This is a genomic window from Pseudomonas sp. Irchel s3f19, from assembly GCF_900187555.1.
GTDB lineage: Bacteria > Pseudomonadota > Gammaproteobacteria > Pseudomonadales > Pseudomonadaceae > Aquipseudomonas > Aquipseudomonas capeferrum.
Genome location: NZ_FYDW01000024.1, coordinates 1 through 13,562 on the forward strand (window position 1 = coordinate 1; position 13,562 = coordinate 13,562).

General features: G+C 61.0%; 12 protein-coding genes and 1 pseudogene. 2 read left to right on the top strand and 11 right to left on the bottom strand.

Features of this window, described 5'->3' with window-relative positions:
• Nucleotides 1-237: 237 nt before the first annotated feature.
• The 9 genes from msrQ to mrcB all read right to left on the bottom strand — a co-directional run bounded on the left by msrQ (nt 238) and on the right by mrcB (nt 10,101).
• Nucleotides 238-852 (bottom strand): protein-methionine-sulfoxide reductase heme-binding subunit MsrQ, encoded by a 615-nt coding sequence (gene msrQ / locus CKW22_RS26965; protein WP_095065599.1) that lies wholly within the window; start codon nt 850-852, stop codon nt 238-240.
• Nucleotides 852-1,865 (bottom strand): protein-methionine-sulfoxide reductase catalytic subunit MsrP, encoded by a 1,014-nt coding sequence (msrP, locus tag CKW22_RS26970; protein ID WP_033701543.1) that lies wholly within the window; start codon nt 1,863-1,865, stop codon nt 852-854. The genes msrQ and msrP overlap by 1 nt, the downstream gene beginning before the upstream one ends.
• Nucleotides 1,866-1,944: 79 nt before the next feature.
• Nucleotides 1,945-2,796, bottom strand: a complete 852-nt coding sequence (gene pssA, locus CKW22_RS26975) for a CDP-diacylglycerol--serine O-phosphatidyltransferase (RefSeq protein WP_027594991.1) — start codon at nt 2,794-2,796, stop codon at nt 1,945-1,947.
• A gap of 149 nt (nt 2,797-2,945) precedes the next feature.
• Nucleotides 2,946-3,962: a ketol-acid reductoisomerase gene (gene ilvC, locus CKW22_RS26980; protein WP_033701544.1), complete on the bottom strand. Its 1,017-nt coding sequence runs from the start codon at nt 3,960-3,962 to the stop codon at nt 2,946-2,948.
• 55 nt (nt 3,963-4,017) lie between these two features.
• Nucleotides 4,018-4,509 carry an acetolactate synthase small subunit gene (ilvN, locus tag CKW22_RS26985; RefSeq protein ID WP_003250040.1) on the bottom strand — a complete coding sequence of 164 codons (492 nt, stop codon included), beginning with the start codon at nt 4,507-4,509 and terminating at the stop codon, nt 4,018-4,020.
• Nucleotide 4,510: 1 nt separating this feature from the next.
• Nucleotides 4,511-6,235 (bottom strand): acetolactate synthase 3 large subunit, encoded by a 1,725-nt coding sequence (locus CKW22_RS26990; RefSeq protein ID WP_033702567.1) that lies wholly within the window; start codon nt 6,233-6,235, stop codon nt 4,511-4,513.
• Between the two features lie 414 nt (nt 6,236-6,649).
• On the bottom strand, nt 6,650-6,976 hold the full coding sequence (locus tag CKW22_RS26995; protein ID WP_095065601.1) for a YqcC family protein: 327 nt from the start codon (nt 6,974-6,976) through the stop codon (nt 6,650-6,652).
• Complete coding sequence (locus CKW22_RS27000) at nt 6,976-7,764, bottom strand: tetratricopeptide repeat protein (RefSeq protein ID WP_033701548.1); 789 nt, start codon at nt 7,762-7,764, stop codon at nt 6,976-6,978. Before CKW22_RS27000 ends, CKW22_RS26995 begins: the two co-directional genes overlap by 1 nt.
• A gap of 15 nt (nt 7,765-7,779) precedes the next feature.
• Entirely contained in the window at nt 7,780-10,101 is a 2,322-nt protein-coding gene (gene mrcB, locus CKW22_RS27005; protein ID WP_033701549.1) for a penicillin-binding protein 1B, read from the bottom strand.
• A gap of 116 nt (nt 10,102-10,217) precedes the next feature.
• Here mrcB and CKW22_RS27010 point away from each other — a divergent pair, with 116 nt between their 5' ends.
• Together CKW22_RS27010 and CKW22_RS27015 are read left to right on the top strand one after the other, a co-directional pair.
• On the top strand, nt 10,218-11,780 hold the full coding sequence (locus tag CKW22_RS27010; protein WP_095065603.1) for a bifunctional aminoglycoside phosphotransferase/ATP-binding protein: 1,563 nt from the start codon (nt 10,218-10,220) through the stop codon (nt 11,778-11,780).
• A gap of 217 nt (nt 11,781-11,997) precedes the next feature.
• Nucleotides 11,998-12,276, top strand: coding sequence for a TfoX/Sxy family protein (locus CKW22_RS27015; protein WP_047583985.1), 279 nt, complete (start codon nt 11,998-12,000; stop codon nt 12,274-12,276).
• Between the two features lie 178 nt (nt 12,277-12,454).
• Here the strand turns inward: CKW22_RS27015 and CKW22_RS27020 are convergent, their stop codons facing one another.
• Both CKW22_RS27020 and CKW22_RS27025 read right to left on the bottom strand, forming a co-directional pair.
• Nucleotides 12,455-13,342 (bottom strand): ChaN family lipoprotein, encoded by an 888-nt coding sequence (locus tag CKW22_RS27020; protein ID WP_095065605.1) that lies wholly within the window; start codon nt 13,340-13,342, stop codon nt 12,455-12,457.
• Between the two features lie 44 nt (nt 13,343-13,386).
• A pseudogene (locus CKW22_RS27025) lies at nt 13,387-13,562 on the bottom strand (IS630 family transposase); the annotation flags it as partial.

The following is a 13,562-nucleotide window of genomic DNA, read 5'->3' on the forward strand; positions in this document are numbered from 1 at the left end:
GACTACGCTGGAAGTGGGGCGCATTATAAGGGGATTCGAAATCGCGTCAACCCTTAATGTTCATTAAAGTGAAATAACCGCAGAAAAGACCGCATCAAGGCTGACAGGTGCCCGCCATTACCCTTTCAGCGCCTATGAGATCGAGCGCCGCGCGGGCGGCGCTCGATCTCATAGGCGCTGAAACTGCTGTGGCGAACACTTCTGCCCCCCACAAACCCAACGACGAGAAAGCCCCCCCTACGAAGCCACCCTCCCCCGCCGCCCCACCGACCGCGGCACGCGCCGCGCTACTGCGGGAATCCGCAATACCAACAGCAAGCCACCAATGCCCGCATAGATAGCCCACTCCCGCAGGTCCGAGCGCACAATCCACAGAAAATGCAGCAACCCCAACCCCAGAATCACATACACCAGCTTGTGCAGCTTTTTCCAACGGGCCCCCAACCGCCGCTGGCTGTACCGATTGGAGGTGACCGCCAGGGCCAGCAAACCAAGAAAACCCAGCGCACCCACAAAAATGTAGGGCCGCTTGCGTAGCTCGACAGCCAACTGCCCCCAGTCCAACCCCAGAATAAAGAACAGATAACAAAGGATGTGCAGCACGATATAAGCAAAACACCACAGCCCCAGCTGCCGGCGCACGACGATCCAGCCCGACCACCCGGTCAGCCGCTGCAACGGCGTCATGCACAACGTCACCAGCAAGAACGTCAGCGCACCCAAACCCAGCCGGTCCATCAGGATCTTGCCCGGGTCAGGCCCCAGCAGGCTCATCGCCGCTTCATACAACCACCAAAGCGGCAACGCGCACCCCACTATAAAGATGGCCAGGCGCAACCAGGGATAACGCATCAATAGTTCTTCCGCAGGTCGAGGCCGGTATACAGCGACGCCACCTCATCGGCGTAGCCATTGAACATCTGGGTCTGCCGCACATTGGGGCTGAACAGGCCACTGGGTAAACGGCGTTCACGCGCCTGGCTCCAACGCGGGTGATCGACTTCCGGGTTGACGTTGGCATAGAAGCCATACTCGTCTGGCGCCAGCCCCTCCCAGGTGGTTTGCGGCTGCTCGGCCACCAAGCTGATACGCACGATCGACTTGATGCTCTTGAACCCATACTTCCACGGCACCACCAGCCGCAGCGGCGCGCCATTCTGGTTAGCCAGCTCGCGGCCATACATGCCCACCGCCAGAATCGCCAAGGGGTGCATCGCCTCATCCAGGCGCAACCCTTCTCTATAAGGCCAGTCGATCAAGGCAAAGCCTGAGCGCTGCCCGGGCATGTGCTCCGGGTCCTTCAACGTCTCGAATCGCACGTAGCGCGCTTTCGATGTCGGCTCTACCTGTTTGAGTACCTGAGCCAGCGGGAATCCAAGCCAGGGGATGACCATTGACCAGGCCTCGACACAGCGCAACCGGTAGATGCGCTCTTCGAGCTGATACGGCTTGACGAAGTCTTCGAGGGCATAGCGCCCTGGCTTACCAACCTCGCCATCGACCACCACCGACCACGGCTCGGTCTTCAAGCTATTACCATTGGCCGCTGGGTCGCCCTTGTCAGGCCCAAACTCATAGAAGTTGTTGTACTGGGTCGCATCTTTGAACGGGGTGATGGCCTCGCCCTTGACCGTTACCGCCTGCCATTGCGTGGCAGCCAGCTTGTCGCTGAACCAGCCTGGTGCGGCGCCCGCCTCGACATCAGCGTAACGGCTGGCCTCGGCCGCATGCGCCAGGCCTGGCAGTGCGCCCAGGGCTAGCCCTGCCAGCGAACCACCGAGCAAGCTGCGACGAGAGAGATAGAGACCTTCGGGGGTGATCTCCGATGCATTGCACTCGGACGACCTGGGTAGCTTGATGAGCATGGACGGCTCCACAGCACTGGATAACGGATGTACCAGTAAGACTATGGAGCCGGAGGGTTATTCCATCATTAAATCATTGTCACGACTTACGACGGCGAGACCGCAGCAGGAACTGGATCGGCCCAGACGCCGCGTAGGCCAGGAAGATCAGCAGCAGAATGCGGGGCGGGTCGCTGAAGACCACCGCGAATACCAGCACCACAGCCAGGATAGCCACAAACGGCACGCGCCCTTTGAGGTCGAGCTCCTTGAAGCTGTTGTACTTGATGTTACTGACCATCAGCATGCCGGCAGCCGCAACCAGCAGCGCCACCAGGAACGACAGCTTGGAGCCCTGGATGCCGTAGTCACTGAAGGCCCACACGGTACCTGCAACCACCCCGGCAGCGGCCGGGCTGGCCAGGCCGATGAAGTAACGCTTGTCGGCGGTACCCACCTGGGTGTTGAAGCGCGCCAGCCGCAGAGCGGCGCCCGCCACATAGATGAAGGCGACCATCCAGCCGACCTTGCCCATGTCGCCCAGTGCCCAACCAAAGGCCAGCAGCGCCGGGGCCACACCGAAGGCGACCATGTCCGACAGCGAATCGTACTCGGCGCCGAAGGCGCTCTGGGTGTTGGTCATGCGTGCTACACGGCCATCAAGGCCATCGAGCACCATGGCAACGAAGATAGCGATGGCGGCGAAGGCGAAGTACTTGCTTGCCTCGCGCGGGTCACCGGCGCTCAGCGCACTCTGCGCGCTCATCGAGTTGATGATGGAATAGAAGCCGGCGAACAGGTTGGCGGTGGTGAACAGGTTGGGCAGCAAATAAATGCCGCGATGCCGGACCTTGCGCCCTTCGGCGTCATGGCCTTCTTCAATGTGCTCATCGACAGGTAGCAGGCTTTCGGCGTCGGAGGGCTTGTTCGGCTCTTCGGGACGTTCGCTCATGTAGGGTACCTTGCAACAGGGTGGAATATGTTCGACACGGGCCTGCGAAACAGGTTCTGACGGCAGGCCACTGGTCTGCTTTATACCAGATGCCGGCTGCCTAAACGAAAAAACGCGGCCGAAGCCGCGTTTTTCATGTTGCGAGAAACTTAGTTCTTGGCTTTGTCGACGATCTTGTTCGCCGAGATCCAAGGCATCATCGAGCGCAGTTGCTCGCCGATGACTTCGATGCCGTGGGCAGCGTTGTTGCGGCGCTTGGCGGTCATCGATGGGTAGTTGGTGGCACCTTCGGAGATGAACATCTTCGCGTACTCGCCGTCCTGGATGCGCTTCAGAGCGTTGCGCATGGCCTTGCGGGATTCTTCGTTGATGACTTCTGGGCCGGTGACGTACTCACCGTACTCGGCGTTGTTCGAGATCGAGTAGTTCATGTTGGCGATGCCGCCTTCGTACATGAGGTCAACGATCAGCTTCAGCTCGTGCAGGCACTCGAAGTAGGCCATTTCTGGCGCGTAGCCAGCTTCGACCAGGGTTTCGAAACCGGCTTTGACCAGCTCGACGGTACCGCCACACAGAACAGCCTGCTCACCGAACAGGTCGGTTTCAGTCTCGTCCTTGAAGGTGGTTTCGATGATGCCGGTACGGCCGCCACCGACGCCTGCAGCGTAGGACAGCGCAACGTTTTTGGCGTTGCCGGAAGCGTCCTGGTAGATAGCGATCAGGTCAGGGATGCCGCCGCCTTTGACGAACTCGGAACGCACGGTGTGGCCCGGGGCTTTCGGCGCGATCATGATCACGTCGAGGTCGGCACGCGGAACAACCTGGTTGTAGTGGATAGAGAAGCCGTGGGAGAAGGCCAGGGTGGCGCCTTTCTTGATGTTCGGCTCGATCTCGTTCTTGTACAGAGCGCCTTGGAACTCGTCCGGGGTCAGGATCATGACCAGGTCGGCAGCAGCGACAGCGGTAGCCACGTCGGCAACTTTCAGACCGTGGGCTTCGGCCTTGGCAACGGTGGCCGAGCCTTTACGCAGACCGACGGTAACGTCTACACCGGAGTCTTTCAGGTTGCACGCCTGGGCGTGGCCTTGGGAACCGTAACCGATGATGGCGACTTTCTTACCCTGGATGATGGAAAGGTCGCAGTCTTTATCGTAGAAAACTTTCATGAAAATACCCCTGGTTATATCTCGGCCCCTGCGGAGCCATCGCTAATTTTTGAATTTAGATGCTGAGCACTTTGTCGCCACGGGCAATGCCGGTGACGCCACTGCGCACGGTTTCGAGAATCGATGCGGTGCCGATGGCCTGGATGAAGCTGTCCAGTTTGTCGCTGGTGCCGCTCAGTTGCACGGTGTACACACTGGCGGTCACATCGACGATCTGGCCACGGAAGATATCCGTGGTGCGCTTGATTTCGGCGCGCTGGGCTCCGGTGGCCTTGACCTTGACCAGCATCAGTTCGCGCTCGATATGAGCGCTTTCCGACAGGTCGACAAGCTTCACCACTTCGACGAGCTTGTTCAGGTTCTTGGTGATCTGCTCGATCACTTCGTCATGGCCAACGGTGGTCAGCGTCAGACGCGACAGGGTCGGGTCTTCGGTCGGCGCCACGGTCAGGCTTTCAATGTTGTAGTTACGCTGGGAGAACAGGCCAACGACGCGAGACAAGGCACCGGGTTCGTTTTCCAGCAGCAGGGAAATGATGTGCCGCATATCAGGTACGCTCCGTCTTGCTCAGCCACATGTCACGCATCGAGCCATCCTTGATCTGCATCGGATAGACGTGCTCGGTACGGTCAACCGCGATGTCGATGAACACCAGGCGGTCTTTCATCGCAAACGCCTCTTCCAGCTTCGGCTTGAGGTCCTTCAGGCTGGTGATGCGGATACCCACATGGCCATAGGCCTCGGCCAGCTTGATGAAGTCAGGCAGCGACTCGACATAGGAGTGCGAATGACGGCCGTTGTACGCCATGTCCTGCCACTGGCGGACCATGCCCAATACACCGTTGTTCAGGTTGACGATTTTTACCGGCAGGCCGTACTGCATGCAGGTAGACAGCTCCTGGATGTTCATCTGGATACTGCCTTCGCCAGTGACGCACGCCACGTCCTGATCCGGGAAGTTGAGCTTGACGCCCATGGCCGCCGGGAAACCGAAGCCCATGGTGCCCAGGCCACCGGAGTTGATCCAGCGGTTAGGCTTGTTGAAGCGGTAGTACTGCGCCGCGAACATCTGATGCTGGCCAACGTCGGAGGTGACGAAGGCATCGCCCTTGGTCACTTCGCACAGGGTTTCGATCACGGTCTGCGGCTTGATGACGCTGCCGTCCCCTTTGTTGTAAGGGAAAAGGTCGCCATCGCCACGCCACTCGTCAATCTGCTTCCACCAGGCTTCTGCGGCGGCCTTGTCAGGCTGCTCGCCGATTTCCTTGAGGATGCCGAGCATCTCGTTCAAGACGCTGTCGACCGGGCCCACGATAGGCACGTCGGCCTTGATCATCTTGGAAATCGACGCCGGGTCGATGTCGATGTGGATGATCTTGGCATTCGGGCAGAACTTGGCCGGGCCGTTGACCACGCGGTCATCGAAGCGCGCGCCGACGGCGAAGATGACGTCGGCATTGTGCATGGCCATGTTGGCCGTGAAGCTGCCGTGCATGCCGAGCATGCCGACGAACTGACGGTCGGTACCCGGGTAGCTACCCAGACCCATGAGGGTATTGGTAACCGGCAGGTTCAGCGACTTGGCGATTTCGGTCAGGGCTTCGGAGCCACCGCCGAGGATCACGCCACCACCGGCATAGACAATGGGGCGCTTGGCAGCCAGCAGCATCTCGGCGGCCTTGCGGATCTGGCCGGAGTGGCCACGTACCGCCGGGCTGTAGGAGCGCAGCTTGACCTTCTTCGGATAGACGTACTCGAACTTCTCGGCCGGGTTGGTCATATCTTTTGGAATGTCGACCACGACCGGGCCGGGACGGCCGGATTGCGCCAGATAGAAGGCTTTTTTCAGAACTTCAGGGATCTCGGTGGCATTCTTGATCATGAAGCTGTGCTTCACGATCGGCCGCGAGATACCGATCATGTCGGTTTCCTGGAAGGCATCGGTACCCACCATGGTGCTAGGCACCTGGCCGGAGAGGATGACCATCGGAATCGAATCCATGTAGGCGGTGGCAATGCCGGTGATGGCATTGGTCGCACCCGGGCCGGAGGTTACCAGCACCACACCGGCCTTGCCGGTGGCACGGGCGTAGCCGTCCGCCATATGGGTCGCAGCCTGTTCGTGACGAACCAGGATGTGTTCGACTTCCGGTTCCTTGAACAGGGCGTCGTAAACATGAAGAAGAGCACCGCCAGGGTACCCGTAGATGTGCTTAACGCCTTCGTCACGCAAGAAGCGGACGACCATCTCAGCGCCAGATAAAAGCTCCACGTTGTTCACCTCTAAAACGCCAGAATACCGTCCCTAGTGGACGGGTCTTAATAGGTTTACTGCCAAGCAGAGCACGAGCGAACGTCAGCACTGACTGAGCAAGTATTGGGAGCGCCCCAGAGTGTTGCGGGGTTTTCCCACCCAGCGCGAGGTAACGCGTTGCGGGGTGTTACAGGTCGGCGCGGGTGTGCGCCTCATGATCTGCTTAGCGGGTCTGCTTCTGGCAGTCCCTCTACAGCGGAAGTTGGATTCTTGTGATTTGGCGGCTACAAGTCAAGAAAAATTATTGCCAATTTTTCCTCAAGATGAATTCCTGCCACCACTAAAAAGGATACCAGCAGCAGAATTAATAAGATTTCCATAAAAAAGGGCCACAATCTGCGGCCCTTGAAGGAAAAAGAGAAGAAATCAGGCTCAAGCAGCGATCAATTGATCGAACTCTGCTAGCAGGCGCCGTAGCTCGCGACTCTGCTCCGGGCGATCGGTGAACACCGTTTCGGCCATTACCAGAATGCCCGACGCGTTAGGCAGCGGCTGGCCTAGCTCAATGATGATCTTCATGCGCGGCAGGAAGATCCATTGCAGCCACTGCTCCAGGCTCATGGTGTCGACCGCGAAGGGCACGGTGCTGGCCAGCGCTTCATCGCTGGGCGGCTCATCGCCCCACCAGCCCTGCACCTTCAGTTCACGCTCGATCAGCAGCAGGTGGTCGGCGATGTCCAAAATGCGTTGCTTGATCATTACGAGTTCACCCGTGCCTTCTGCCGCGCCAGCGCCGCACCGGCACTGTCACCTTGCTTCTCGCGGGCCTGGGCGATGGTGTTCCACAGTTCGGCCTGCAGGTCAGGGCGGCCATTGGCATAGGTCAGGGCTCGGCGGGCCAACTGCTCGGCCTGCGCGGCATCACCCTGGGCCAGGCGCACCTGGGCCAGGCGGAACAGCACCTGCGGTTCGCGCGGCGCGATACGCTGGGCACGCTCCAGGCTCGACGAAGCACCATTGAAGTCGCCACTGCCCTGTTGTTGCTGGGCAGTGGTCAACAGCGCCAGCACTGGCCCGTCGAGCTGTTCATCGGCAGACAGCCCACCGGCTGCGGCAGTGCTACGCGGAATACCGGTCGGCGCGCTACTGGCTTTCGCCGGGCTGTTCATCGACGCGATGTCGAACGGTTCGTCGGCAATCGGGTTGGGGTTGGTGGTCATCGGCCCGGTGGAGACCGGGCCAGGGGTAATCGGCATGGCGCTGATCGGTGCCGCCCCATTGGCGGCCGGGAACGTCTGGATGCCCGAGGCACCGGCACCCTGCGGAATCATCACGGTCACGCCGGAGTCCTCAGGCAGCGTTTGCGCTTGTGAGGTGCCGCTGTTCATGCCAGCCGCCGAGCGGTTGGCCGTTACGCGTTCACTGTTGGACACGCGCGTGCTCGAGTCGACCACCGGGATATTGCCACGCTGGACGCTGGAGCAACCCTGAAGCACAACCAACGCCGTCAAGGCAGGAAACAGCCACTTATTCACTTCACACCTCATCAATGCAGCTCGCGCTTAATTCATCCAGCCTTTGACCCAGTCCATGACCGATTCTGCCGGATTCTGCTCACCGCCACAGGTTGCCCCGGCGGGCGGTTCGCTGCCGCGAATATACGGCATCTGCACCGCTCCCGGACAGCTGCCATCAGAACCTTGCCCGCTGTACGGGTCGATCCAGGCTTGCACGATGTTGTCCGGCTGCGGCATGTCCAGCGGCAACGGGTCGGCCTTCTTCATGAAGCTGGTCCAGACCTGCAGGGCGCCAGTGGCACCGGTGAACGGCGTCTTGCCGTTATCGTCGCGGCCCATCCACACCACCGCCAGCAGGTCCTGGCTGAAGCCGGAGAACCAGCTGTCACGCGAGTCGTTGCTGGTACCGGTCTTGCCGGCCAGGGTGAGCGAACGCGGCAACACGTTGTACACCGAACGGCCGGTACCTTCGCGCATCACCCGTTGCATGGCGTTCTGCACCAGGTAGATGGAACCCGGGTCGAAGGTTTGCTGAATCTGGAACGGGTAGCGCTTGAGCGGTTCGCCCTCGGCGGTCAGCACGCTGCGGATACCGCGCATCGGCGTGTTGAAACCACCATTGGCAATCGTCTGGTACATGGTCGCGACCTGCATCGGCGACATACCACCGGCCCCCAGCAGCATCGCCGGGAAGGCTGGCCAATCGACATTCACGCCCAGCCGACCAATGGTCTTGATCACATTGGGCACGCCCACTTCCAGGCCGAGCTTGGCCGTCGACAGGTTGTAGGAGTTGGCCAGGCCCTGGTACAGATAAATGGTGCCATGGGGCCGGCGGTCATAGTTCTGCGGGCGCCAGACCTGGCCGTTGGCCCCTTTGACCGAGAACGGCTCGTCCTGTATCCAACTGGTCAGGGTGTATTTGCTGGGCTGCTCCAGGGCGGTCAGGTACACCGCCGGCTTGACCAGTGAACCGATCGGCCGCACTGCGTCGATGGCCCGGTTGAAGCCGGCAAAGCCCGACAGACGGCTGCCGATCAGCGCTTGGACTTCCCCGGTTTCCGGGTTGGTCACGACCATCGCCGACTCGACCTCGTCAGCCCCCTTGCGCCCGGCCAGGCGCTTGAAGGTCTCGTTCATCGAGGTTTCGGCCTTCATCTGCAGGATCGGGTCGAAGCTGGTGAAGATACGCAGGCCTTCTTCGGTCAAGTCTTCGTCGCGGTAGTCCTGGCGCAACTGGCGCTTGACCAGGTCGAGGAACGCCGGGAACGAGCTGTCTGCCAGGCTGCCGCGCTTGGTCACGCCCAGCGGCATCTTCTTCGCCGCCTCGATCACGTCCTTGCTCGCCACGCCCTGCTCGGCCAGCAGGTCGAGCACCAGGTTACGACGGGCCAGGGCGCGGTCAGGATAACGCCGCGGGTTGTAGTAGGACGGCCCCTTGACCATGCCCACCAGCAAGGCGATCTGGTGCAGCTTGAGCTCTGACAGCGGTTGGCTGAAGAAGAACTGGCTGGCCAGGCCGAAGCCATGCACCGCACGCTGGCCGTCTTGGCCGACGAATACCTCGTTGAGGTAGGCCTCAAGGATCTCGCGCTTGTCGTAATGCAGCTCCAGCAGCACGGCCATCATCGCTTCAGTCAGCTTGCGGCTGAGGCTGCGCTCGCTGGTGAGGTAGAAGTTCTTCACCAACTGCTGGGTCAGGGTACTGCCGCCCTGGCGCATGGCCCCGGACGAGGTGTTGACCCACACCGCACGGGCGATGGACTTGGGCGACACGCCAAAGTGGCTGTAGAAGTCGCGGTCCTCGGTTGCCACCAGGGTTTCGAGCAGGTACGGCGGCACCTGATCGATCTTGATCAGGATGCGGTCTTCGAGGTTTTTCGGGTAAATGCCGCCGATCATCAGCGGCTCCAGGCGTACCACATCGAGCTTGCCGTTGTTGGCGCCGGAAAGCCCGGCGACATAATCGCCAGAGAAGCGCACGCGCACGAACTGCGCCGGCTCCATCCCTTCGTAGAACTGGAAGCCACGGGTATTGAGGTCGACGGTATTACCGTTGACTGCCGCTGCGCCCGGGCCGTTGGCCGCGCTTTCACGGCGATAGCCAAGGGCGTCGAGTTCGGTGAGGAAGTCGTTCTTGCTCAGTTTTTGGCCGACGAACAGCTCCAACGGCCGGGCATACACCTTGGCCGGGATGGTCCAGCGCTTGCCGGAGAACTTTTCCTGGACGACAGCATCGAGGTAAACCGCGAAGCCGGCGATGATCACCAGGCCGACCAGGCTGAGCTTCAAAGCCCAGCCCAGCCAGGCGCGAGAGCGGCCGGTCGGGCGTTTCTGAGGGGTACGAGCGTTTCGAGTTCGAGTCATGGCGGCGGATTATACGCACTTTGTAAAGGCTGGGCAGGCGCCCCCGGCGGTATGCAGGGACGGCACCATTGACCATAATGGCGCATTCGAATTCCCTGCCCTCGGAAGGATTTCCCGTGAGCCAAGCTCTTATTACTGCGTTGCAGAACCCAGCCCTCTACCCTCACCCCGTGGATGGGTTCCAACTCATCGAGACGCATATCTCCTGGGTCCTGCTGACTGGCGAGTACGCCTACAAGGTCAAGAAGCCAATGAACTTCGGCTTCCTCGACTTCACCCGACTGGATCAGCGCGCGCATTTCTGTAACGAAGAATTGCGCCTGAACCAGCGCCTGACCGAGGACCTGTACCTTGAAGTACTGCCGATCACCGGCAGTGCCGAAGCCCCGCAAATCGGCGGCGAGGGCGAGGCCATCGAGTACGCACTGAAGATGCGCCAGTTCCCCCAAGGGCAGATGCTCAGCACCTTGCAGGCCAACGGCGAGCTCAACGCCGAGCACATCGACCAGATGGCCCGGCAGGTTGCCGAATTCCACCTGCAGACGCCCAAGGTGCCGGCAGAGCAACCTTACGGCTCACCTGAAAGCGTGATGGCCCCGGTCGAGCAGAATTTCGAACAGATCCGCCCATTCCTCACCGACAAGGCCGACCTGCAGCAACTGGACAACCTCCAGGCCTGGGCACGTAGCAGCTTCGAGCGGCTCCAAGGCCTGTTCGCGGCCCGCAAGGCCAATGGCTTCACCCGTGAATGCCACGGTGACATCCACCTGGGCAACGCCACCGTGATCAACGGCAAGGTGGTGATCTTCGACTGCATCGAGTTCAACGAACCGTTCCGCATGACCGACGTCTGGGCCGACACCGGCTTCCTGGCCATGGACTTGGAAGACCGCGGCCTCAAGTGCCTGGCCCGGCGCTTCGTCAGCCAGTACCTGGAACTGACCGGCGATTATGAAGGCCTGGAAGTGCTGAACTTCTACAAGGCCTACCGCGCCTTGGTGCGCGCCAAGGTGGCGCTGTTCAGCATGCCGGCCGATGCCGATGGCGTGCAACGCGCCACGACCCTGCGCACCTACCGCAACTACGCCAACCTGGCGGAAAGCTACAGCGCCATCCCTTCGCGGCTGTTGGCCATCACCCATGGCGTCTCGGCAGTGGGCAAGAGCCACGTGGCGATGCGCCTGGTCGAGGCCCTGGGCGCGATCCGCGTGCGCTCCGATGTCGAGCGCAAGCGCCTGTTCGGCGAACAGCAGCAAGCAAACGTCGGCCAGCTGACTGCCGGCATCTATGACCAGGATGCCAGTGCCGCCACCTACCAGCGCCTGCACGAGGTAGCGGAGACGGTATTGCGCGCGGGCTTCCCGGTCGTGCTGGATGCCACCTACCTCAAGCGTGAACAGCGCCAGGCGGCGGCAGATGTCGCCAACCAGACGGGCGTCCCCTTCTTGATCCTCGATTGCCACGCACCGGAAGCGGTCATTGCCAGCTGGCTGGCCCGGCGCCAAGCCGCAAACAGCGACCCGTCGGACGCCACCCTGGAGGTGGTCAAGGCGCAACAGGCCAGCCGTGATGCGTTGAGCGAGGAAGAACTGCTGGTCAGCAAGCGCGTCGACACCCAGGAAGGTGCCAGCATGGACCAGGTGATCGAACAGGTGCGTCAGCGCTTGCCGGGCCTGTAATCCTCGCAGGGCCCCTGTGGTAGCGGGTAAACCCGCACCACTGGGGCCCTGCCACACCAAAAGAGGCGGCTACTGAAAAGCCAGGAGGCCCCGTATTCAGGGCTGTTCGTCGCCACAGATGGCAAAAAGCCGCGCATTTTCCAAGCCCCGCTACACTCCTCTCTGACCTGCTCGCGATTTATCCCCAAGACCCGTTCAGCCATCGCAAGGAGGCTCGATGAACGATGAATTGCAGCATCTGAAGAATCTTGGCAAGACCTCTGCGCAGTGGTTGCACGCAGCCGGTATCCACAGTGCGTCGGATTTGCGCCGCCTGGGCGCGGTGGGTGCGTACCAGGCTGTAAAAACGCGAGGGTTCCGGGCCTCTAAAGTGCTGTTGTACGCCATAGAAGGCGCGTTGCTGGACATGCACTGGAATGATTTGCCGATCGAACGAAAGGAAGCGCTCAATCAACAACTGGATGAAAAAAGACCTCCGCAAAAAAATTCAAAATAAACCTGTGCAGGGGATTGACTCCGAAATGAGAATCGTTATGATTATCACAACTGGTCGCGAGACTGGTTGGATAAACTGAAAGCCCCTGGTTCGGACTCTCAGATTATCTCCTCATCAGGCTAATCACGGTTATTGACCCGGCTTTTTGCCGGGTCTTTTTTTTGCCTGTCGTTTGGCCTTACTGACGCAGTTGAGCGCAATAGTCCTGCTCAGGCACCGCCGCCGTGAACCAGACATAGTCGGCCATACCCGCCTCGACCTCTTCCCCCACCTCGGCCAACAGCACGACCGCGCTGCGCCCCTGAGCCCAGAGGTCGGCCAGATGCAACGGCACCCCCAGGTCCTTGCGTACGTGGTAAGCGCCCGCCAACAGCAAGGCCGGCTGCGGTGCCGCCATCAAGCGTTCGGCCATGCGCCGGTCACGTTGCTGCTGGACCGCAAGCATGGCTGGCAACTGGCTTTGCGGTAGCAGGCCGCAGTGCCCGGTACGCACCTGCTCAAGCAGCGCGGCCTTCACCCCTGGGGCATTGGAACGCGCGCCCGACAACGCCGCCGGCTGGCGATAGGCTTGGCGCATCTGAGCGGGCGAAAGGTTGGCGGCCAACAGCGCAATGTCGTCCTGCAAAGCGTGCGTCACAATAGGCCCGTACAGCTGCCAGTCCCAGCCATCCTCCCAGGCCAGTGCCTTGGGCAGGTCCGCAGGCAGCGTTTGCTGCGCCTCAAGTTTGTCGACCAGCGGCTGCTGCTCGGGCTGCAGCATCTCCAGCAGCAGGCTGCCCTGGGGGCGCTGAGCCTGCAGGGCGCGCAACAGCCACAACTGCAACGCATGATGATCGGGGTTGTCATGCTTCTCCCCTACCAGCACACGTGGCGCGTCGGCCAACTGCCTGACCAGTTGCTCAGGGCTGATGAGCCGGCCGCTGGCCAGGTCCGTGATTTGCCCAAGCTGGGCGTGGGCACGCCCTTCGGGGCTCTGCCAGCCCGGTAACGGCGGCAGGCTGGCCTGGCACCCCGCCAACGCCAGCACCAGGCACAGCGCAAGACCGGACAGCAACGGATGGCGCATCGGCAATGCCTCCTAGTGTGGTGTTTCAGAAATACCACTGAAAATCATTTGCCCAGCGCTCGCGCCGCGCGAGCGACTGAGGCAAGGATGTCATCGGCCTTCTTGTGCCACCGAAATGGCTTCGGGTTCTGGTTGTAGGTTTCCAGGTAGTACTCGATCGACGCCTCCAGATCTTTAACGCTGACATGTGCCTGCCGCTTGATCCACTTCTCGCTCAGCG